The organism is Kerstersia similis (assembly GCF_965139615.1).
Taxonomy (GTDB): Bacteria; Pseudomonadota; Gammaproteobacteria; order Burkholderiales; family Burkholderiaceae_B; genus Kerstersia; species Kerstersia similis.
Genome location: NZ_CBCSIQ010000011.1, coordinates 26,677 through 47,244 on the forward strand (window position 1 = coordinate 26,677; position 20,568 = coordinate 47,244).

The following is a 20,568-nucleotide window of genomic DNA, read 5'->3' on the forward strand; positions in this document are numbered from 1 at the left end:
TACTTATTTGTCTATTTTGTTCAGGCAATCCTGAATTTGATCTTCTACACGCTCCAGCATCAGTTCCAGTTCCTGACGTTGGGACAGCAGGAACTGCCTATGCAGTTCCAGCTTTTCAGCGCAGGCGCGTATCTGGGCTTGTGTGCTGTCCGGGCCGGTATAGATATCCAGCAGGCTGCGGATATCGTCCAGGGCCAGGCCTACTGCCCGCGCGCGCAGCGTCAGGACCAGCCTGGCCCGGTCGCGGGCGCCATAGATGCGGTGGCGGCCATGGCGGGTGGGTGCGAGGATGCCCTTGTCTTCATAGAAGCGGAGCGTGCGCGGCGTGATGCCGAACTCGCTGGAAAGCTCGGAAATACTCCAATTGGGTGCGGGCATGGGAATGAAACTTTAATTTCCGTTTACGTCAACGTAAGGTATAGTAACCCAGCTTTACTGTCTGATTTGTTATCTATGCTGTCTGTCGTAGCCGCCGTTGCCGGAGCGCCAGTCATGCTCCGGGCCTGTAATGCCGTCATGGTGGCAGCGCAGTGCCGGCGCCTGGCGGCATGTTGACGGCAGGGGTGCGGGAGGTGGCCTGGATGCTTCCCGGAGTCCCGATGAATAAGAATGAAATGGCGCTGTCCTACCCCTGGAATGATGCGCTGCCAGAACCCGGACGGGCCATTACCCTCGTTGACGGGGTGAAATGGGTGCGCCTGCCCTTGCCGTTCGCGCTGGATCACGTGAACGTTTGGCTATTGCGCGATACGGTGGATGGCCGCGACGGCTGGATGGTGGTGGATTGCGGCATTGCGCGCAGCGAGGTACAGGCCCAGTGGGAGTCGATTTTCGAACACGAACTGGAAGGCTTGCCCGTTCTGCGCGTACTGGTGACGCATATGCACCCTGACCATGTCGGCCTGGCCGATTGGCTGTGCCGGCGCTGGGATGCGCGGCTGCTGATGAGCATGAGCGAATACACCCAGGCGGTCATTGCATCCGGGCGGCGCGATGCCAGTGCCGGTGCCGGGGGCGCAGCCGCCGCTGCGCATTTCCGCCGTAACGGACTGTGTGATGAGGCCTCTCTGGCGCAAGTGCGTGAGCGTTCAGGCTACTACGTCAATATGGTGCCGGCGGTGCCGGCGACCATGTACCGGTTGCTGGGGGGCGATACGCTGCGCATCGGCGGCCGAGAATGGCTGCAGATCGTCGGCTACGGCCACGCGCCTGAACATATCGGCCTGTACTGTGCGGAATTGGATGTGTTGATTTCCGGCGATATGGTCTTGCCGCGCATTTCCACGAATGTCAGCGTATTCGATTTCGAACCCGAAGCGGATTCTCTGCGCCTGTATCTGCAATCGCTGGACGCGTACCGTGATATGCCGGAGGACACGCTGGTGCTGCCGTCTCATGGCAAACCCTTTCGTGGTCTGCATGAACGCATTCGCCAGCAGCGCGAACATCATCGCGACCGCTTGCAGGAAGTGATGGACGCCTGTACGGCGGCGCCATGCAGCGCGGCAGATATCGTGCCCATCATGTTCCACCGCAAACTGGATTTGCACCAGCTTACATTCGCGCTGGGCGAAGCCCTGGCCCACCTGCACCTGCTCTGGCACGCGGGCCGGCTGGCGCGCCACATAGATGACAACGGCGTCTTCCGCTTCGCTCCGGCCTGAATGAAGCGCATGCGGACGGCCGTGGTGCTGGCCGCTGCGCTTCAGCCCAACTGCCGCCCGCACTTTTACCGTCGCCGCAGTCAGCCCTTGTGCTGAGTCCGCACCAGGGTTTTGATCAGTTCCACGGCGACGCGCTGGTTCTCTGGTGTCAGATTACGGAACCAACGGCGCAATTCCATGTAGTCATCGCCTGCGGCAGGTTCTTGCTGCTGTCCCTGGCCCTGGGCATAGCTGCGCAAGGCCTGGTCATTGTCGGCGACCACCTGTTGCGCGGTATCCGTATCCGGGGCGCCGGCAAACAATTCACCGATGCCGACTTGCAGGCTATTGGCGAGACGAGTGAGCATATCCAGCGAGGGCGTGCGCTCGTCATTTTCGATGCGGGAAACGGTACTGGCGGCAGTGTCCAGTTCCAGGGCCAGCTCTTCCTGCGTCAAACCGCGCTCGCGCCGGAGTTTCCGTATTTTTTCACCTATTTTCATGTAATCCATTTTCCGGGGCATTTTGCCTGAGGGGCAAAGCCTTCAAGGCAAAAATGGCAGGCTTTCATTTGCCTGAATGGCACGTTGCCGCAGCATGGATCGTCATGGATGGATTGCCGTAGTGGCAGAATCGCAGCAATGGCTGTGCTGATGCATACAAGCGGCAGGCACGCGATAATGGCAGGGTTGCCGTGGCGTGTACCGCCGCTTTTCCTGGAGCTTCAAGAATGTCCAAACCTGCAAGTGCCGCACCGGAAGATCCCGCTGCAGCCGTCCCCGCGTCCGAATGCAGCTTGCGTACCCGCCTGATGCATATCGGCAGCGCGCCCTTCGACGCCGATGGCGTCGCGCCTGTCAGCCTGCCCCCGATGCGTGCCAGCACGGTGCGTTTTGCGGATCTGGCGGCCTTGGAAAATGCGCAGCGGCGCAAGGCAGCAGGTGAACGCGCCGTGACATACGGCCGTTCCGGCATGGATACGCATCGGGCGCTGGAAGATGCCTTCATGGTCATGGAAGGCGGCAGCTATTGTGTGCTGGCGCCTTCCGGGCTGGCCGCATTGACCTTGGTGTTTTTCACTTTGCTGGGGGCGGGCGATCATGCCCTGGTGGTGGACACTGTCTATGGGCCGGTGCGTCATTTCGACAACGTTCTGTTGAAGAAGCTGGGTGTGGAAATCACCTACTTCACCCCTGGTGTCGATGATCTGGAAAGCCTGATCCGGCCCAATACCCGGCTGCTGTACCTGGAATCGCCGGGTTCCCTGCTGTTGCGCATGCTGGATCTGCCCGCCTTGGCGGCGATCGGGCATCGCCATGGCTTGCTGGTCGCTGCGGATAATACCTGGGGGTCTGGCCATGCCTATCATCCGCTGGCCTTGGGCGCGGATATTTCCATGGTGGCTGGCACCAAATACGTCGGCGGTCATTCGGATTTGATGCTGGGCGCCGTCGTTACCCGTGATGCAGCGCTGGGCGACCGTCTCAGCCGTACCCAGTATGCGCTCGGCTATGCCTTGAGCGCGGATGATGCCTGGCTGGCTTTGCGCGGCTTGCGCACCCTGCCCTTGCGCATGACCGAACAGGCTCACAGTGCCTTGCGTATTTGCGAATTCCTGGCTGCCCGCCCGGAAACGCGAGCCATCTATCACCCGGCCTGGCCTGGTGATGCCGGCCATGCGCTCTGGCAGCGTGATGCCAGCGGCTCGAACGGTTTGTTGAGCGTCGCGTTCAATCTTTCCCATGACGCCGGCCGGCGTTTTGTCGATGCCCTGACTTTGTTCGGCATCGGTTTTTCCTGGGGGGGATTCGAGAGCCTGGTGCAATGGGTGGAGCCATCCCTGGCTGCCTTGCAAAGTGATGGTGCCGTCTTGCCTGGTGACACCTTGATCCGCTTGCAGATCGGCCTGGAAGAGGTGGACGATCTGATCGCGGATCTGGGCCGGGCGCTGGATGAGGCGGGTACGGTCTGAGTGCTGAACCCCTGATTCCAGGCGTTTGCAGCAGGAAAAAGGAAATGGCCAGCGGCAAATGCCGCTGGCCATTTTTTTGCTGGTTCGCATCAAGGCATACGCCCTAGCATCGCGGTGCTGGGGCGTATGCCTGCCGCTTTACTTGGCGAGCTTGGCGCGTTCCTGCTGTACCAGGCGGTCGGTTTCCTGCACGCTTTCCTGGTAGCCGCCAGCCTGCGCGGGCGAGGTCTGGTAACGGCCGTTGACGATGATGGTGGGTGTGCTGTTGACGTTGTAGGCCTTGGCCAGTTCGTCGGCGCGGGAAACCTGGCTGCTGACGCCCATCGAATCGAAGGCGGCTTCAAAGGCCTTGCGATCCACGCCCTGCTCGACGGCCCAATCCGTCATGTCCTTGCGGGTGAATACGCGTTTGCGTTCATCGTGCAGGGTGGTGAAATACTTTTCATGCAAGTCCGGGCGGTTCAGGGCTGCCAGCGTGTAATACATCTGCTGCATGGGGCGGCTGCGGCTGTCGCCGCCCAGCGGCACGTGTTTGAAATTCACATCCTGGGGCAGATCCTTGGCCCAGGCGTTGATCATCGGATCGAGCAGTTTGCAGTGGATGCAGGTGTAGGCGAAGAACTCCAACACTTCAACCTGTCCCGGGCTGTCGGTACGCTGGGGTGACTGAAGCTCGACGGAACGGGCGGTTTGGGCCTGGCTCAACGGAGCAATGGCAGCGCCGAGCATGAGCGTAGCGGCGGCAAGCAGACGGGAAAACGAGAAGGTCATGTTGGACAGTTCCTGGCTGAGTGAAGGAGGAATGATACGACAGGAATATGGCGGCACAAGTGGGGGGTGCGTGCATGCCGGAGGCAATTGGACAGCCGCTGCCAGCCAGGGTTCCCATTGAGGAGGCCGCCTGTGGCCGTTGTCACGGTGGCGAACGGCCAGGGAAATCCATGGCGGCGAGGTATGCAGCGGTTCAGCCCTTGGGTGCGGGCGTGTTGGGCGGCAGCCGCCTGGCGTGGCCGCCGTGCTGCGACGCCAGGCGTGGGTGTGGCCGACGCCGCGCGCGTACGGTGCTGAGCGTTGTTGCCGGTGTTGCGGCCAGCGCCTATGGCTACTGGCGCTGTTATTGGCGCACGACGGTCGAACTGACGTTTTCTTCCGTCAGGCGGGCCCGGGTGAGATTCATTTCATCCAGGCGCGTATAGGGGCCGACTCGCACACGGTTGACCTGCAGGCCGTTGACTTCGGCACGCTGGATTTGTACCGGCAGGCCCAGCAGCAGCATGCGGGCGCGCAGCGCCTCGGCATCTTCGAGAACCTGGAAGGAGCCGATCTGCAGGAAATAGGCGCTGGCGGCTGCGCCGTTGGCGGGCTTGGGCAGCGGCGGAGCGGGTGTCGGGTTCGGTTGCCGTGCCGCGGATTGGCTGGGTAACGAGGCGATCAGCGCGCCCAAGTCATCGCCATTGCCGTTGGCAGCAGGCGTGGCTGGCGCCGTGACAGGGCCTGGCGTTGCCGGGCGGATGGCGGCGGTCTGGGTTTCGTCCGGCGTCGTGACGCTGGGCGGCTGGATACGGATATCGGGTGGCGTCAGGTTCCCGTTCTGCAAGGCCCGGTTCGGATCGGGCAGGTTGAGGCTGCCGCCAGGCGTGGCGGTTTGCAGCGGCGTCGCGGCAGGTGCGGGCGCACGCCCGGCACGATCAACGAAAGGTACGGGGGCCTTGGTCACGTAGAACGCGACGACAGCGGCCACGACCAGACCCAGCAACAGCCCGGCCAGCAGCCCGTAGATGGTGCTGCCGCCTTGGCCGGAAGAACGGGAAGAGCGTTTTGCCATGAAGACTCGTTACATGCGTTTGGGGGCTTCGACACCCAGCAGGGCCAGGCCATTGGCCAGTACCTGGCGCGTCGCATCGGCCAGGCGCAGGCGGGCGTCGCGCAGCGCCGCGTCATCGACACGGACGCGTTCGGCGTTGTACCAGGCGTGGAAGTCTGCAGCGCAGTCGCGCAGCCAGAAGGCGACCAAGTGCGGAGACAGCTCCTGCGCAGCCAGGGCGACCAGCGCCGGAAACTCGGAGAGCCGCTGCAGCAAGGCGATTTCCGTGGGCGCGACCAGCGGTGCCACATCGGCCTGTTGCAGGGTGCTGGCGTCAGCCTGAGCCTGTTCCAGCATCGAGCAGATGCGTGCGTGGGCGTATTGAATGTAATAGACCGGGTTCTCTTCGCTTTGCGAGCGTGCCAGGTCGATATCGAAGGTGAATTCGGTATCCGCGCGGCGCTGGATCAGGAAGAAGCGCACCGCATCGCGGCCCACCCAGTCGATCAGGTCGCGCAGCGTCACGTAGCTGCCGGCACGCTTGGAAATCTTCACTTCCTGGCCGCCACGTACCACTTTCACCATCTTGTGCAGGATGTACGCAGGGAAATCCTTGGGGATACCAATATCCAGCCCTTGCAGGCCGGCCCGTACCCGGGCCACGGTGCCGTGGTGGTCGCTGCCCTGGATATTGATGGCCTTATGGAAACCGCGCTCCCATTTGGCCTCGTGATAGGCCACATCCGGCACGAAGTAGGTATAGCCGCCTTCTGCCTTGCGCATGACGCGGTCTTTGTCGTCACCCGTGCCCAGTTCGGTCGTGCGCAGCCAGAGCGCACCATCCATTTCATAGGTGTGGCCTTTGTCGATCAGGCGCTGCACCGTGTTTTCCACCCGGCCGCTGGTGTAGAGCGAGCTTTCCAGGTAGTAGTTGTCGAACTTCAGGCCAAAGGCCTGCAGGTCGAGATCCTGTTCGTTGCGCAGATAGGTAACAGCGAAGCGGCGGATGGCGTCGAGGTCATCGAGGTCGCCCTTGCCTGTCACGGGAACGCCGTCGGACGCTTGCACCGTCTTACCGGCCAGGTAATCGTTGGCGATATCGACGATGTAATCGCCGCGGTAGCCGTCTGCCGGGTAGCTGGCATCATCCGGAGAGATGCCACGGGCGCGGGCCTGCACGCTGATGGCCAGGTTGTCGATCTGGTTGCCGGCGTCGTTGTAGTAGAACTCGCGGGTGACATCGTAGCCGTGGGCATCGAACAGGCGGCACAGGGCATCGCCCAGCGCAGCCTGGCGTGCGTGGCCGACGTGCAGGGGGCCGGTCGGGTTGGCGGAGACGAACTCCACCAGGACTTTCTCGTCGCGGCGCGGTGCGCGGCCGTATTGTTCACGCTGCCCGGCAATGGCGCCCAGCACGGCCTGATGCGCGGCCGGCGACAGGCGGAAATTGATGAAACCGGGGCCGGCGACTTCGGCGCCAGCCAGCAGTTCCGCAGCTTGCGGATCGGCCAGCAGATGATCGACGATGGCTTGTGCCAGTTCACGCGGATTGCGGCGCGCCGGCTTGGCGAGCTGCATGGCGACGTTGCAGGCGGCATCACCGTGCGCGGCGACTTTCGGACGCTCCAGCTGGATGCTGGGCTGCGCTTCGGGCAGCAGCGCGCTGACGGCTGCCTGGATGCGGGAGATCAGTAGATTCTGTTGCTCGGGGAGCATGGGAGCGGATTCGAAAAAAGAGAAGTGCAATCCGGGAATGATAGCCTGATTCCCGCAGCGGGCGTGAAACAGGGAAAGACAGAATGCCAAGGAGCGTAAGGAGTGTGTGGTGGCTTCAGACGTTCATGCGTGAAATGTGAATGATCAAATACAAAAAGCATCGTTTGAAATGCGGGCAGGTGTTTCTACTATGGAGAGCGATACGCCCATGCATGCATCCGGCCTGCAGGGCGCGGCTGGCGTTTGCCTGACAAGCGCAGGCCAGGCGCTGTTGCGGGCCGGTGGTCATTGCGTGCCCGTCATGGCGCGCGACTTGCAGGGATTTTTCGGCAGGGCATGGGTGGATGGCTTGGTGATGGTCGGCCCGATGCTTCATTCTTGGATATGTTCTATGTCTTTTCTCCCGGCTTCGAAACCTGCTGGCAGTGCTGGCGACGCCACGACGGCACCTTTGGATCTGATCGAGTTGCGCCGCCGCACGGCGGCGTTGCTGCCGGCGTTGCGCGCAGCCGCGTCCGGCAGGGAGCGTGAGCGGCAGCTGCCACATGAACCGGTCCGCCGCATTGCAGCAGAGGGCCTATATACCTTTCGCATTCCCCGGTCTTATGGTGGCACCGGTGCGACGGTGCAGGATGTGATCCGGTTCGTGATAGATGTGGCTGCCGTGGATTCGAATGTCGCCCAGGCGCTGAGGCCCGGTTTCCTCTTTATCGAGAACCTGTTGTCCAGTGACGACGAAACAGGACGCCAACGTTGGTTTCCGCGCTATCTGGACGGGGCTGTCGTGGCCAATGCGGGCTGGGAACGGGGCGGCGCGAGCGGCGCCATCAGCAGCATACTGGTGCGCGAGGATGGGCATTACCGGGTCAGTGGCACCAAGTACTACAGCACGGGTGCCCTCTATGCCGACTGGATCCAGGTTACGGCACTGAACGAAACCGGGCAGGAAGTCCGGTTCATCGTTCCCACGGACCGCGAGGGGGTGGAACGCCTGGATGATTTTGATGCCATGGGGCAGCGCCTGACGGCCAGCGGCACGACACATCTGCGCAATGTCCGTGTGGAAGAAACGGAGATCATCCGCTCACCCTTGTTCCGGGATGGCAAGGCGCAGCGTACCATCGTGACGCCGTTTGCTCAGTTGTTCCTCGGGGCGGTGGAGGCGGGCATTGCCCGCAATGCGCGGGACGATGCCGTGGATTTTGCCCGCCATCATGCGCGGCCGATCAAACACAGCAGCGCCAGCCGTTCGGTGGACGATCCTTATGTGGCCCATGCGGTCGGGGAGATTGCGGCGCAGGCGTTTGCCGCAGAGGCCGCGGTGCTGCAGGCGGCGGCGTCGATAGATCAGGCCTGGGCGCTGGGCCTGCCCCATGATGCCGTATTGCAGGCATCCATTGATGTTGCTCAGGCGCAATACATTGCGGCGAATGCCGCGCTCAAAGCCGCAGAACGGGTGTTTGATGTCGGCGGTGCCTCCGCCACGGCACGCACCCATAATCTGGATCGCCACTGGCGTAATGCTCGTACGGTGGCCAACCACAATCCACGCGACTGGAAGGCGGCCGTGGTGGGAAGCTTTCACTTGACCGGCGCGGAGCCGCCACTGTCCGGCCTGTTCTGAGCTTGCCGCACAGACCGTCATGGCGCAGCCTGGCGGGTCAGTGCGGCATCTGCTGCTTCAGCCATTGTTCATAGGCCGCCATGTCCACGGTGCCGACGACGTTCCCCGGTGCGTGCATCCAGTCCGGCAGGCGTTCGATGAAGGCTTCCACCGCTTGCCGTGAGGCCTGGCCCAGGCGGGTATGTTCAGCCTGGCTATCGAGCCAGGCGCTGCCATCGGCCCGGTGGACCGCCCTGTCCTGGCCGGTCTTGCGATAGAACACGTTGCGCTCGTCGTGCAGCAGGGGCTGGGTGATGCTGGCGTGTGCTGAGGGCAGCGGCGCCAGCGGCACGCCTGCCGCCAGGGCTTGCCAATGCATCCAGGCCAGGGCGACGTCGGACAGGTCTCCCTGTGAGTGGGCGGGCGTGGCGGATGACAGATAGCCGCCACCGATATCGGCATGAGCGCCGATGAACGGAAGCTCGACGACATTGCCTTGTCCCTGATCCAGACTGTTGAGCGGAAACAGATAGCGTTGTTCATTGAGCGCCACGGCATGTGCAATCCATTGCCAGGCCGGGCTGGGACCGAGCTGGTAAGCGCCATTGTCGCGCCCGTTCACGCCGAATTGAGCCACGGTATCGAACAGGCCCATGAAACGCAGGTCAACGCAGGCGGACACGGTGCCCATGACAGGGTCATAGGCCCAGAAACGCTGATTGCTGACATGCGCGGCGATCTGGTTGGCGAAATGCTGGGCCAGTGCTGCGCCGCGGGAGTAGCCCAGCAGGTCGATGGCTGCGGGTTCTTGTTGCCATTGCCGCCCTGCGGCGGCGAGGTCGGCCAGCAAACGTTCCCATTGCGTGTTGATGATCCGTGTGGCGCGGCTGGCGGTGGCTGCATCCCAGGCGGTCTGACCAGGGCCGGGCTGGTAATGGCTGTCGCCAGGATACAGTTGATGCAGCAGCCAGACGTTGGTGCGTGATGCCGGCGTATTGCGGGTACCGTCAAAGGCGTACAACAGCATGCCGCTGGGGTCGGCATATTGGCGCGGGCGCTGGGCGGCATAGCCGTAGGCAGCATGGCCGGGCAAGGGCCCTAGCGGGTCGGGTTCAAGAAAGCTGCCGGTAAGCGGGTCATAGGTGCGCATGCCGTTGTCATACCAGGGCAGGCGCGGATCGGCATATTGGCCAGGATAGCGCAGGGCGGGCCCTGTCCCGCCCTCCTCACGCAGCAGCAGGCCGAAGGCGTCGAATTCTGCGCGCCAGCTCAATTGGCCACGTGTGTCGCTGAGTGCACGCGGCAGGCCTTGGGCATCGGCATGAATGAAGTACAGCCGCGCTTCGCCGGCATGGTCATAGCGCAGCCAGGCGACCGGCACCTGGCCGGCATACAGATAGCGCTCGGTGACTTGCATATGCTGGTCGGAGCGGGTGCGTGCCTGTGCGAGACGCTGGCCCTGCTCGTTATACAGATAGTGCGTGATGTCAGGCCCGTCGGCGCGAAGGATGCGCTGGCCGTGAGCATTGTGGCGGTATTCGATGCGTTGGCCGCTTGCCGGATGGACGGCGAGTTGCAGACGGCGTTGCGGGTCGTAAGACAGGCGCCAGCCGTTGTGGTGCCGTGGCAGGCCGCTGGCGTCCGCGCTGGAGATCGGCTTTGGAGGAGTGACATGGGCAGCAAGTTTTTTTCCCGATGGCGCAGCGGGATCGGATGCGGTGTGACGACGCTGCAGGCTGCCATCAGCCGACCAGGCCAGATAGGTGCGCGGCTGCTGGTGCGCAGGTAGGGCTGGCGCAGGTGTATGGGTATGCGCAGTGAGGTCTGCGGTGTGTCGGGGTGATGCTGCGGCATCTTCAATCATCGCCAGCCGACCTGTTGCATCGTAGCCATAGCGCTGGTGCTGGCGCCAATCGCCGGTCTGGATGTGTTCTTCGGCAATGCGTCCCAGGCTGTCCAGGGTGATCGCCTGTGCCAGCAGCGGGGAGCCTGCGCCGGGCAGCGCGCTGACCAGCGCGCGCAGGCCGCGTTCGTCGCGCAGCCCCAGGGTATGTACGCCATTGCCGAAGACATAGCCCGCCTCTCCGGGTAATGCGCGCAGGATGGGATGGCGCTGGCCATGGCGATCCTGCCAGTCCAGGCGGTGCAGGCGTCCGTGTTGCCATTGATAGGCCAGCAAGCCTCCCTCCGGCAGATAGTGGTGAGCCAGCCGGCCATCAGGGTGGTAGTCGTAGCGATCGGTCAGCTGGATGGCCGGTGCATGGCTGTGATCGGGCCGTTGGATATGGCGCGCTTGCAGTCTGCCAGCCGCGTCGTAGTCACGCTGTTCGGCTTCATGTGGGTGTGTCAGGGCGAGCAGGTGGCCATGTTGTGGATGCCACTGAAGGCGTGCCTCCAGGGCCGCGGGCGGCGGGGTGGCTGTGCCCGGCGCGCCGGCATTCGCCGGGAAGCGGGATGCCGTGACCTGTACGGGCCGGCCCAGGGCATCATGCATGGCGTACCAGCGGTCGCCATTGGCATAAAGGATGGATTGTTGCGAGAGTTGCGCAGCCTGCGGCTGGATGGAGGTGGGCGAGTGGTGCCGGGCATATTGCCATCGGGTCAGGCCGGTGCGTTGGCTGTACCAGGCAGTTTGCCGGCCATGGTCATCAAAGCGCAGGCGCAGGCCGGGCCAGCCGCTGTCCGGTACATCCAGTTCGCGCACGGCGCCGCCAGGGTGGCGGGTCAGGCGCAGGTGGTTGAGCGCGGCCAGACGGCCAGCGCTGTCGTATTGCGCATGCAGCCCGGGGGCGGGGCAGCCTGGGCAGCCGGTACCGGCAACCTGGGCCAGCAGGTAACGGCCCCCGTGCTGGATAAAGCGGATGTCGGTAGCGCCCTGAGGGCCATGCACACGGGTCAGGCCGGCATGGATGCCGTAGGCGGGTTCCAGGTACTCCAGTTGCCAGGAAGCACTGACCTGGCCGTCTGCATCCAGATGCTCCAGCCGTACGACACGGGCATCGTGATCGTAGTGCCAGCGTCGTTGCCAGCGGACCGGCTGCCCGGAGGCCGCTAGCCCGCTGGCGGTGATGGCGTGAGGATGACCGGATTGCAGGGACGGGTCATGCGCGTAATGGCGCTGCATGCCATCAGGGCGCTCGACGCGCGTTAGTTGCCAGCCTTCGGGCCCGGCAGCGTGATGGTAGTGAAAACGGCCCATGGGGGTTTCGACACTGTGCAAGCGGGGGGAAACGTATGGGGGGTGTGCATGTTGTTCGTAATGGAAGACCAACTGTCGCTCGGGCGCCATGCTGCGCACGATCAGCAGCCGGCCATCCGCAGCGCGCGTGATCCGTGCCAGCGGTACGCCATCCGGCCTGCGTATGGCGACCAGCCATCCATCCTGGCGGAAGTCCAGCTGTGAACCATCTGGCCAGTGCCACTGCCAGCCATCGGGCTGGGCATGCAAGCTGCCTTGGCCCTCATGTTGGCAGAGGGTCTGGCCAGGGAGGCAGGGGAAGCGCAGGCGGCTGCCATCGGCCTGGATCAGTTGCAGGCTATCGCCGAGGCGATACAGCCGCAGATCATAGGAAAACTGCCAGGCGGTGCCGGGGCCGGTATGGCGGCGGGGATCGGCGCTGTTGTAGTAGCGGACAAGCTCCAGGCCGGGGGCAAGCGGATGGGCGGGCAGATCCGTGTCACGCAGGAATTTCCGTCCGCTGGCGAGATGGACGGGATTATCCAGCCCCAGATTGAGCGCCGGTTCGGCAGTGCCCGGCGAGGTCAGGCCTGGGCCGGCGCAAGGCTGGCCCAGCTGCGTGGCTGTGCAGGACAGCGTGGTGGCATCTTGCGCGTGGCTGGCGTGGAGGACGACGGACATCAAGGCGCATTGCAAGCCGGTCAGGATATGATGGCTATATCGGGTGCGGCGGCGCGGCATGAACCGGATGACAGGCTGGCGAGGCATGGTGATGTCGTGAGAACTGGGCTGAAGGGGCGTGCCACCGATCATCAGGCGGCAACTGCCGGTGCGGAATGTGGCGACGCATGCACATCATGCGGCCGCGGTGCCTGCAGCAGGTTCATGAATGAATGGATTCATCCACGGAGGAAAATACCCATGCTGGTTACATTTCAATCAAAGGCGGCATCTGATGTCCTGATGCTGGATAAGCACGCGCTGGAAGTCTTGCAGGCGGCAGGGCGTCAGGTCAGCGATGCCGACCTCAAGCGCGGCGTATTCAGCGTGGAACAGTTGCCGGGCGCGATTGCCGCGCTGGAAGCCGCCATCGCTGCCGAGACGCCTGCTCCCGAATCGGAGGATCCGGACAAAGAACCCGTGCATCCGCTGGCCCAGACCGTGCACTTGAAGCAACGGGCTTTCCCGTTGCTGGATATGTTGCGCAAGGCCAGGGATACCGAAGTTCCGGTATTGTGGGAGGCAGGTTCAGCCTGGTAAGACCGGGCTGGACAGTACTGTCGGCAGGAGGCGGCGGCACCGTCGTAGGGCGGGGCCGTTTCCTTGCACACTATCGGTGCGAAATCTGTGGATATTCGCTACCATGCGACGTTATCCATACTCCGGATGCACTGAAAGATAGCGACATGACGACTTCAACTCACCGTCGAGGCCCCGGGCGTCCGGCAGGCGAACGTGATACCCGTTCCCTGATCCTGGATGCGGCTGAGCAGTTGTTTGCCAGCCAGGGCTATGCATTGACATCGACGCGCGAGATCGCTGCGGCGGCTGGCGTTCGCCAATCCATGATCGCCTACTACTTTCAGTCCAAGCAGGTGCTGTTTGAAGAAGTGTTCACGCGCCGCGGTAGCTGGCTAGGCGAGCAGCGCATGCAGAATCTGGATGCGTTGCTGGCACGGACGGGCGGGGTTCCGGCAGTCCGAGAACTCCTGCATGCCTATTTGCAACCACAGTTCGACATGAAAGCCAGCGGCCCGGGAGGATTGGCTTTTGTCAGGTTGCAGGCGCGTTTGCACAATGAGCCGGAAGAGCTGGCTTTCCAATTGCGGCGCAAAGTCTATGACGCCTCTTCCAAGCGGTATATTGCATTGCTGGAACAGCTCCTGCCGGATGTGGACGCTGAAGATCTGAATTGGCGTTTTGTGTTCCTCATCGGTGCTTATCTGTACATGCTGTCAGATGTGGATCGTCTGGCAGATTTGTCTGACGGACGTTTCCAGCATAAGGGCGACAACAGCGAGTTGCTGACGCGCTTAACGAATTTCTTGTCTTCCGGCATGATGGCGCCTACGACGGTCTTGCCAGCGCAGGCTGGTGCGTCTGTTGTCCGCGCCAAGTCCAGGCGCAGTAAGGCGACACTGGAAGGTTAAGCAAGCGTCGCTTATTTTCCTATACCTACCTGTCTGTAGCGTCAATGCATGCATATCCGTAATGAGCTCGCCGGCATTTTGGCTTTTAATTGGTCGTTCGAATGAACAATTAATTGCGAGGCCGTATCGCTAAGCTGCATCGCGGCCGGCTCTCATCCTTTTGTTTCCTGTCTGTCTTGATGATGAAGGTGAACACGATGATAAGAAAATGGCTTGCTACGACCGCGATGCTGCTTCCAGGTTTGGCCTGTGCTCAGGCCGGGGCCAATTGGTGGCCGGTGACAGTGGAGGATCTGAGTGCTGGACAGGCGCGTCAGATGCAATATACGCCTCAGGAACATGCATCCCGTCCCTGGAAGATTTGCGCGTTGTTCCCGCACATGAAAGACACCATCTGGCTGGCAGTGGATTACGGCATTGTCGAAGAAGCAAAACGGCAAGGCGTTGGCGTGACGGTGTACCAGGCTGGCGGATATGAAAATTTGCCCAAGCAATTGTCGCAATTTGATGATTGCATGGCTTCTGATTTCGATGCCCTGATTGTGGGGGCGATTTCCGAGGCAGGGCTGGCACGCAAGTTCCGGGAGGCGCAACGAGCCGGAAAGCCGGTGATCGCCGTGTTGAATCCGGTGGACAAGGCGCCAACGGCAGCCAAGGTATTTGCCGATAACACCATCATGGGCGAGCAGACTGGCCGCTATCTTGCCAATAGCCTGGGAGATGCGAAGGCACGTATTGTGGCTTTGCCAGGCCCGGCCGGCTCTGGCTGGGCAGAGCAGTTTGCCACGGGTTTCAAACGTGTCGTTGATGCCAGCCCCAATCTGGAGTTGCTGGACGAAAAATATGGGGATACCGGGGTGGCGGTGCAGTTGCGTCTGGTGCAGAACGCTTTGCAGGCCTCTCCGGATTTGAACGTGTTGTGGGGCAATGCAACGATGGTTGAAGCTGCCATTGGCGCAATACGCGAAGCGGGCAGGGCAGATGTGAAATTGCTCTCTGCTTATGAGAACCAGGCCATGCTTGATGCCCTCAATAAGGGCGAAATCTCGGGTTTTGCAACGCAGTATCCGGTGCTGCAGGGGCGCATGGCAGTGGATCTGGCGGTACAGGTTCTGGAAGGGAAAACGGTACCTGCCTATCTTAGTCCGATTCCTCGAATGGTGTCGCGTGAAAGCCTGCCAGATATCCGGATGGATGAGGTTCTGGCGCCAGCCGGTTTCCGTGCGGAATATTCGGTGACTGCGCCAGCAGCCCGCTGACAGGACAATGTCATGAGCGAAGCCGAAACCAAGGCCGAGACGCCCCTCCTGCGTTTGGAGGGGATTGTCAAAACCTTTCCGGGCGTACGTGCGCTGGATGGTGTGGACTTTGAACTGCATGCCGGTGAAGTCCACGTGCTATTTGGTGAGAATGGCGCGGGTAAATCCACAATCATCAACATCATTGCCGGTACGTTCGGGCAGGATGCTGGACGCTACCTGTTTGATGGTGCAACGCTGGCGCAGCTGACGCCGGTGCGTGCGCGGCGCCTGGGCATTCAGCCGGTATTCCAGGAGTTCAGTCTGGTGCCGGAACTGAGTGTGGAGCAGAACCTGTTTCTGGGACGGGAGCCTGCCCGGTGGGGCATGCTTGACCGTGCAACCATGCGCAGGCGCGCCGATGAGGTGCTGTCGCGGCTGGGGTTCGAATTAGATCCCGCCTGCCCAGTCAATCGCCTGTCCCGTGCACGCCAGCAGATGGTCGAGATTGCCAAGGCAATGATGGTAGCTGAGCCTGGCGTTCAGGGGGGCGTACCAGGTGGCAGCGCGACTCGTGTGCTGATTCTGGATGAGCCGACAGCGTCATTGACGGATGCCGAGGCTGAGAACCTCTTCGGTTTGGTAGATCAGTTGCGCGAGCAGGGCGTAGCGATTATTTACGTTTCGCACCGCATGCGTGAAATTGCGCGTTTGGCGGATCGTGTGACGGTCTTGCGGGATGGGCGGCACATTGCAACGGTCCGCTGGCAGGACACCAGCGAAGAGCAGTTGATCGAGCTGATGACCGGGCGCAAGGTAGGGGTGCTGTTTCCGGAAATTCCCGCAACGCCTGGGGCGGTGACTCTGCGCACAGAGGGGCTGACGCTGGAAGGTGATCGGGTACAAGGCGCCAGTATTGAAGCACGATCTGGCGAGATTGTTGGTATTGCGGGCCTGGTGGGGTGCGGCAAGTCCGAGTTGATCCGTGCGGTGTATGGCCTGGAACGCATCACCCGAGGCAGGGTCATGCAAGGCGATACTGTCATTGTGGCTCCAGATCCGGCCAGTTCACTGCGTCGGGGTGTGTGCTATTTCCCGTCAGATCGGGCGCGAGAGGGGTTGGCGTTAAGTCGGCCTATCCGTGAGAACGCGTCGATGGCGGCGCTGGATACCCCCGCGTACGCCCAGAGCGGTGTTTTGAGGCTGGGGGAGGAGCGCAGGAGCATCAGTGACATTCTGACGCGGTTGCGGTTAAGGCCGCCACAGATTGAACGAGCCGTCGGCGGTCTGTCTGGGGGCAATCGCCAGAAGGTTCTGCTGGCGCGTGGCATGACCCGGCCCATGGAAATTTTCATGTTTGACGAGCCAACCGTCGGCATAGATGTTGGCGCCAAGCTTGAGGTGTATGGCTTGATGCGCGAACTGGTGGAAGCGGGCAAGACGGTGGTGCTGGTGTCGTCTGAACTGCCGGAGGTCATGGGGCTGGCGCATCGTATTTATGTCATGCATGAGGGACGGGTGGTGGCGCATTTGCAGCGCGATGAATTTTCGGAGGCTGCAATCCTGGCGCACTTTTTTGCACGTTCCGCGCAACGGGAGGCAGCATGACTGCGATCGCACTGCAGGGCGCCTGGCGGCGTGCCGCGCGTATGGATCTGTTGACCATGGCAATGGTGCTGGTGGCAATTGTGCTGGCCTTGGCCGAGCCACGATTTTTAAGTGGCCAGAATTTGCTGAACCTGCTGCGCGGTGCCGCCTTGCTGATGATCGTTTCCATCGGCCAGATGCTGGTGCTGGTATCTCGTGGCTTTGACCTGTCTGTTGGATCGGTGATGGCATTGGTCAGTGTGGTCAGCGCCAGCGTGATGGTACATGCCACGGCGGTGCTTGGGCCGGAAGTCGGCGTGTTTGTAGGCGTGCTGGCAGGGCTGGGCGCAGGGGCGGTGGTCGGCCTGGTAAATGGGCTGTGCGTGGCCTGGCTGGGCATTGCGCCGTTCATGGTGACACTGGCGACGGCGTCTATGGCAGGTGGCCTGGCCTTGCTGCTGACCAATGGGATTCCGGTGTATGGGTTGCCAGAAGGATTCGTGGAGTGGGGGCGCTCTTTGTGGTGGGGAGTGCCGGCAGCCGTTTATCTGGCGGCCTTGGTGATCGGCGTGGTGAGCTGGGTACAGGGCCGGACGGTGTTGGGTCTGCATCTGTACGCCGTAGGTGGCAACACACAGGCGGCGCGGGTGTCGGGTCTGCCTGTGCGTCGCTGTCAGGTGCTGGTGTATGTCGCCTGCTCACTGCTGGCTGCAATCGCCAGTTTGTTGCTGACTGCACAGCTGGGTTCAGGGCAAGGCTCTTTAGAGGACACCATTGCCTTGCAGAGCATAGGGGCAGCAGTGATTGCAGGCGTCAGCCTGCAGGGTGGGGTCGGCAAGGCCGTGCGTGTGGCCCTGGGTGCACTTTTTCTGCTGTTACTCAATAACGCGATGGATTTGCTGCGTATCCACAGCAAGGCACAGGCCATTGTGATGGGTATTTTCATTGTGCTGGTCGTCGCGTTGGAAGAGTTACGAAAGCATCGCGCTCAAGGAGGTCGTTCATGATTCGCACCTTGCAAACGGGCGGTGTGGCCCAACGCTGTCGCGCAGGTGTGGCGTGCGCCAGCAGGAATCTGTTCTGGCTGCTGGCGCCTGTACTGTTGCTTGGGCTGGCCCTGGTTGAACCGCGCATCGTGTCTGGCCGAAATCTCTTGAATCTGCTGATGCAGACCAGCTATATGGCGATTTTTGCAACGGCACAGATGGTGGTCATTCTGGCGCGCGGCTTTGATCTGTCGCTGGGCGCTTGTGTGTCGCTGGTCAGCGTATGTGCCGCCCTGGCGATGAGTGCGCTAGGCAGTACCGGCATTCCGGTTGGCTGGGTCGTCTTGGCAGGCGTGGCAGCGGGGCTGGCGGTGGGCGGCTTGCTGGGCTTGTTCAATGGCTGGTGTACGGCACGACTGCGCGTGAATCCGTTCATTGTCACGTTGGGCTCAATGAGTGCAGCCTTCGGCATTGCTTCCATGGTGACTGGGGGGCGGCCTGTCTTCGATCTGCCGGACGCATTCAGCATCGTGCTGTATGAGGCGAGTTGGATGGGGCTGTCGGTACCGGTCTGGATCGCCGTCTTGCTATGCCTGGGTACACATCTGATGCTGCGGCGTACCGTTTTCGGACGCAGCATTGTTCTGGTAGGTAGCAATCCGGTGGCAACGGCCGTGGCGGGCATCGCTGTGCGGCGCACAACGGTGCGGGTGTACTTGTATGCCGCTTTGTTAACAGCGGTAGGCGCTCTGATGTTGACGGCGCGCACGGGATCGGGTGAGCCGGGCATGGGTAGCAGTTTGCTGCTACCCAGTATTGCAGCCGCCGTAGTTGGTGGGCTCAGTTTGCAAGGCGGGGTGGGCGGTGTGTTGAATGCCGTGATGGGGGCGTTGTTTATTTCCGTGCTCTCCAACGGGATGAATCTGATCGAAGTCGATGGCTATTTGCAGGACATCGTGCTGGGAGCGGTGATTCTTCTGGCTCTGTATCTGGATCGTTTTCGGAGTCGCGCCTGAGATCCCAACGTTTCGCAAGCTGAAAACCGAACCATTCCTTTTGAAAGGAGTAACGCATGTCAGTCAAGCAATACCGGATCGGCCAGATCGTGCCGAGTTCTAACACCACCATGGAGACGGAAATTCCCGCGATGCTGCGTTTGCGTGAGCAAATCAGGCCAGCTGAGCGTTTCACCTTTCATTCGGCACGTATGCGCATGAAGAAGGTGACCAAGGAAGAATTGGCGGCGATGGATGAAGAGTCTGATCGCTGTGCGCTGGAATTGAGCGATGCACGGGTGGATGTCCTGGGCTATGCCTGCCTGGTGGCCATCATGGCGACGGGCAAAGGCTATCACCGTCAGTCAGAAGTTCGGTTGCGCCAGCGTACGGCGGATAACGGAGGAACGGCACCTGTGATTACCAGTGCGGGTGCGTTGGTGGATGCGTTGCGCGTAATAGGTGCGCGTCGCATTGCACTGGTAGCCCCTTATATGGTGCCGCTGACGCAATTGGTGGTGGATTACATCGAACACGAAGGCGTGGAAGTTGTGGTCTGGCGGGCTTTGGAGATTCCCGACAACCTGGACGTCGGTCGGCATGATCCGGCTCGCTTGCCGGGCATTGTGGCGGAAATGGATACCAGCGATGTAGATGCAATTGTGCTGTCGGCTTGTGTGCAGATGCCCTCGTTACCGGCTGTGGCGATGGTTGAGGCACAGACTGGCAAACCGGTGCTGACAGCGGCTATTGCGACGACCTACGCCATGCTCAAGGGCTTGGGGCTGGAGGCGGTTGTGCCAGGGGCGGGAGCATTGTTGTCTGGCGCGTATTGAGTTGATAGCAGCCTGGCCGTTGGGATGCCAGGCAAGTGAGGAGGATGAGATGAATCAAAGCCGCATGCTGTATGGGGCAAATGTCCGGGCGAACGGGATACGTCAGCACTACTTGCGTTTTGGTGGTAAAGGACAAGCGCTGGTACTGGTGCCTGGCATCACCAGCCCGGCAGTGACATGGGCATTCGTGGCTGAACGTCTGGCCCGTGATTTTGATACCTATGTGCTGGATGTGCGCGGACGGGGCTTGTCGGAGACGACACCCGGTATGGACTACAGCATGGAAGCCTGCGCGGCAGATGTTGCGGCGTTGACCCAGGCGCTCGGGCTGCAGGATTACATATTGCTGGGACATTCGATGGGAGCACGCATTGGCGCATTGGTCGCTGCTCGGCCAGACTGTGTGGCCGAGCGGCTGGTGATGGTGGATCCGCCGGTATCGGGTCCGGGGCGACGGCCCTATCCGGCTGCGCTGCCTTGGTATATGGACTCTATCCGCTTGATGCGGGAAGGCCAGCCTTGGGAGCGGCTGAGAGAATTTTCGCCGACCTGGACACAAGAGCAGTTGCAGTTGCGTGCCGAGTGGCTGCACACCTGCGACGAGGAGGCTGTGGTGCAGGCCTTCCAGAGTTTCCAGACCGACGATTTTCATCGGGGGCTGCCTGATATTCGGATTCCCGCGCAGTTGGTGGTGGCTGGTCGCGGAGGCGTGATTCAGGCCGATGACGCAGCGGAACTATGCCGTTTGATGCCTGGGTTGGTGGTGACGCGGGTGGAAAACGCGGGACACATGATTCCGTGGGATGACTACGAAGGCTTTTTTTCGGCATTGCGCGAGTTCCTGCCCGTGGCGGGGTGAG

Annotated in this window: 17 protein-coding genes; 11 read left to right on the forward strand and 6 right to left on the reverse strand. The window is 61.8% G+C overall.

Annotation, left to right across the window (positions count from 1 at the left end; translation table 11 throughout):
• Window positions 1-3: 3 nt before the first annotated feature.
• Window positions 4-378 carry a MerR family transcriptional regulator gene (locus ACNA1V_RS08625; protein WP_415833190.1) on the reverse strand — a complete coding sequence of 125 codons (375 nt, stop codon included), beginning with the start codon at window positions 376-378 and terminating at the stop codon, window positions 4-6.
• A 221-nt stretch (window positions 379-599) separates the two neighbouring features.
• Between ACNA1V_RS08625 and ACNA1V_RS08630 the strand changes: the two genes are divergently transcribed.
• The gene (locus ACNA1V_RS08630) at window positions 600-1,664 is read left to right on the forward strand and encodes an MBL fold metallo-hydrolase (protein WP_415833191.1); all 1,065 of its coding nucleotides are present in this window, start codon (window positions 600-602) and stop codon (window positions 1,662-1,664) included.
• 80 nt (window positions 1,665-1,744) lie between these two features.
• Here ACNA1V_RS08630 and ACNA1V_RS08635 read toward each other — a convergent pair whose 3' ends face one another.
• Complete coding sequence (locus ACNA1V_RS08635) at window positions 1,745-2,146, reverse strand: helix-turn-helix domain-containing protein (RefSeq protein ID WP_415833192.1); 402 nt, start codon at window positions 2,144-2,146, stop codon at window positions 1,745-1,747.
• 308 nt (window positions 2,147-2,454) lie between these two features.
• Between ACNA1V_RS08635 and metC the strand changes: the two genes are divergently transcribed.
• On the forward strand, window positions 2,455-3,615 hold the full coding sequence (gene metC, locus ACNA1V_RS08640; RefSeq protein ID WP_415833255.1) for a cystathionine beta-lyase: 1,161 nt from the start codon (window positions 2,455-2,457) through the stop codon (window positions 3,613-3,615).
• Window positions 3,616-3,753: 138 nt separating this feature from the next.
• Here the strand turns inward: metC and ACNA1V_RS08645 are convergent, their stop codons facing one another.
• The 3 genes from ACNA1V_RS08645 to argS all read right to left on the reverse strand — a co-directional run bounded on the left by ACNA1V_RS08645 (window position 3,754) and on the right by argS (window position 7,135).
• Entirely contained in the window at window positions 3,754-4,386 is a 633-nt protein-coding gene (locus tag ACNA1V_RS08645) for a thiol:disulfide interchange protein DsbA/DsbL (RefSeq protein WP_415833193.1), read from the reverse strand.
• A gap of 343 nt (window positions 4,387-4,729) precedes the next feature.
• On the reverse strand, window positions 4,730-5,440 hold the full coding sequence (locus tag ACNA1V_RS08650; RefSeq protein ID WP_415833194.1) for an SPOR domain-containing protein: 711 nt from the start codon (window positions 5,438-5,440) through the stop codon (window positions 4,730-4,732).
• 9 nt (window positions 5,441-5,449) lie between these two features.
• Window positions 5,450-7,135 carry an arginine--tRNA ligase gene (gene argS / locus ACNA1V_RS08655; protein ID WP_415833195.1) on the reverse strand — a complete coding sequence of 562 codons (1,686 nt, stop codon included), beginning with the start codon at window positions 7,133-7,135 and terminating at the stop codon, window positions 5,450-5,452.
• 391 nt (window positions 7,136-7,526) lie between these two features.
• Between argS and ACNA1V_RS08660 the strand changes: the two genes are divergently transcribed.
• Window positions 7,527-8,759 carry an acyl-CoA dehydrogenase family protein gene (locus ACNA1V_RS08660; protein WP_415833196.1) on the forward strand — a complete coding sequence of 411 codons (1,233 nt, stop codon included), beginning with the start codon at window positions 7,527-7,529 and terminating at the stop codon, window positions 8,757-8,759.
• Between the two features lie 37 nt (window positions 8,760-8,796).
• On the opposite strand, the gene ACNA1V_RS08665 is transcribed toward ACNA1V_RS08660, so the two are convergent.
• Window positions 8,797-12,684 (reverse strand): phospholipase effector Tle1 domain-containing protein, encoded by a 3,888-nt coding sequence (locus ACNA1V_RS08665; RefSeq protein WP_415833197.1) that lies wholly within the window; start codon window positions 12,682-12,684, stop codon window positions 8,797-8,799.
• Between the two features lie 153 nt (window positions 12,685-12,837).
• On the opposite strand from ACNA1V_RS08665, the gene ACNA1V_RS08670 reads away from it, so the two are divergent.
• The 8 genes from ACNA1V_RS08670 to ACNA1V_RS08705 all read left to right on the forward strand — a co-directional run bounded on the left by ACNA1V_RS08670 (window position 12,838) and on the right by ACNA1V_RS08705 (window position 20,567).
• Entirely contained in the window at window positions 12,838-13,176 is a 339-nt protein-coding gene (locus tag ACNA1V_RS08670; protein ID WP_415833198.1) for a DUF1840 family protein, read from the forward strand.
• 146 nt (window positions 13,177-13,322) lie between these two features.
• Window positions 13,323-14,066 carry a TetR/AcrR family transcriptional regulator gene (locus tag ACNA1V_RS08675; protein ID WP_415833199.1) on the forward strand — a complete coding sequence of 248 codons (744 nt, stop codon included), beginning with the start codon at window positions 13,323-13,325 and terminating at the stop codon, window positions 14,064-14,066.
• A 227-nt stretch (window positions 14,067-14,293) separates the two neighbouring features.
• Window positions 14,294-15,325, forward strand: coding sequence for a TMAO reductase system periplasmic protein TorT (torT, locus tag ACNA1V_RS08680; protein ID WP_415833256.1), 1,032 nt, complete (start codon window positions 14,294-14,296; stop codon window positions 15,323-15,325).
• Window positions 15,326-15,337: 12 nt separating this feature from the next.
• On the forward strand, window positions 15,338-16,912 hold the full coding sequence (locus ACNA1V_RS08685) for a sugar ABC transporter ATP-binding protein (RefSeq protein WP_415833200.1): 1,575 nt from the start codon (window positions 15,338-15,340) through the stop codon (window positions 16,910-16,912).
• Window positions 16,909-17,898 carry an ABC transporter permease gene (locus ACNA1V_RS08690; RefSeq protein WP_415833201.1) on the forward strand — a complete coding sequence of 330 codons (990 nt, stop codon included), beginning with the start codon at window positions 16,909-16,911 and terminating at the stop codon, window positions 17,896-17,898. The genes ACNA1V_RS08685 and ACNA1V_RS08690 overlap by 4 nt, the downstream gene beginning before the upstream one ends.
• Window positions 17,895-18,893, forward strand: a complete 999-nt coding sequence (locus ACNA1V_RS08695) for an ABC transporter permease (RefSeq protein ID WP_415833202.1) — start codon at window positions 17,895-17,897, stop codon at window positions 18,891-18,893. The genes ACNA1V_RS08690 and ACNA1V_RS08695 overlap by 4 nt, the downstream gene beginning before the upstream one ends.
• A 56-nt stretch (window positions 18,894-18,949) precedes the next feature.
• Window positions 18,950-19,708, forward strand: coding sequence for a maleate cis-trans isomerase family protein (locus ACNA1V_RS08700; protein ID WP_415833203.1), 759 nt, complete (start codon window positions 18,950-18,952; stop codon window positions 19,706-19,708).
• Window positions 19,709-19,757: 49 nt separating this feature from the next.
• Window positions 19,758-20,567, forward strand: a complete 810-nt coding sequence (locus ACNA1V_RS08705; protein ID WP_415833204.1) for an alpha/beta fold hydrolase — start codon at window positions 19,758-19,760, stop codon at window positions 20,565-20,567.
• Window position 20,568 lies beyond the last annotated feature (1 nt).

Bases quoted from the DNA above. Each gene is read 5' to 3' on its own strand.
- ACNA1V_RS08645 (WP_415833193.1), bottom strand. From the start codon at position 4,386: ATGACCTTCTCGTTTTCCCGTCTGCTTGCCGCCGCTACGCTCATGCTC.
- ACNA1V_RS08635 (WP_415833192.1), bottom strand. From the start codon at position 2,146: ATGAAAATAGGTGAAAAAATACGGAAACTCCGGCGCGAGCGCGGTTTG.
- torT (WP_415833256.1), top strand. From the start codon at position 14,294: ATGCTGCTTCCAGGTTTGGCCTGTGCTCAGGCCGGGGCCAATTGGTGG.
- ACNA1V_RS08700 (WP_415833203.1), top strand. From the start codon at position 18,950: ATGTCAGTCAAGCAATACCGGATCGGCCAGATCGTGCCGAGTTCTAAC.
- ACNA1V_RS08670 (WP_415833198.1), top strand. From the start codon at position 12,838: ATGCTGGTTACATTTCAATCAAAGGCGGCATCTGATGTCCTGATGCTG.
- ACNA1V_RS08695 (WP_415833202.1), top strand. From the start codon at position 17,895: ATGATTCGCACCTTGCAAACGGGCGGTGTGGCCCAACGCTGTCGCGCA.
- ACNA1V_RS08665 (WP_415833197.1), bottom strand. From the start codon at position 12,684: ATGCCTCGCCAGCCTGTCATCCGGTTCATGCCGCGCCGCCGCACCCGA.
- ACNA1V_RS08685 (WP_415833200.1), top strand. From the start codon at position 15,338: ATGAGCGAAGCCGAAACCAAGGCCGAGACGCCCCTCCTGCGTTTGGAG.
- argS (WP_415833195.1), bottom strand. From the start codon at position 7,135: ATGCTCCCCGAGCAACAGAATCTACTGATCTCCCGCATCCAGGCAGCC.
- metC (WP_415833255.1), top strand. From the start codon at position 2,455: ATGCATATCGGCAGCGCGCCCTTCGACGCCGATGGCGTCGCGCCTGTC.
- ACNA1V_RS08660 (WP_415833196.1), top strand. From the start codon at position 7,527: ATGTCTTTTCTCCCGGCTTCGAAACCTGCTGGCAGTGCTGGCGACGCC.
- ACNA1V_RS08705 (WP_415833204.1), top strand. From the start codon at position 19,758: ATGAATCAAAGCCGCATGCTGTATGGGGCAAATGTCCGGGCGAACGGG.
- ACNA1V_RS08675 (WP_415833199.1), top strand. From the start codon at position 13,323: ATGACGACTTCAACTCACCGTCGAGGCCCCGGGCGTCCGGCAGGCGAA.
- ACNA1V_RS08690 (WP_415833201.1), top strand. From the start codon at position 16,909: ATGACTGCGATCGCACTGCAGGGCGCCTGGCGGCGTGCCGCGCGTATG.
- ACNA1V_RS08625 (WP_415833190.1), bottom strand. From the start codon at position 378: ATGCCCGCACCCAATTGGAGTATTTCCGAGCTTTCCAGCGAGTTCGGC.
- ACNA1V_RS08630 (WP_415833191.1), top strand. From the start codon at position 600: ATGAATAAGAATGAAATGGCGCTGTCCTACCCCTGGAATGATGCGCTG.
- ACNA1V_RS08650 (WP_415833194.1), bottom strand. From the start codon at position 5,440: ATGGCAAAACGCTCTTCCCGTTCTTCCGGCCAAGGCGGCAGCACCATC.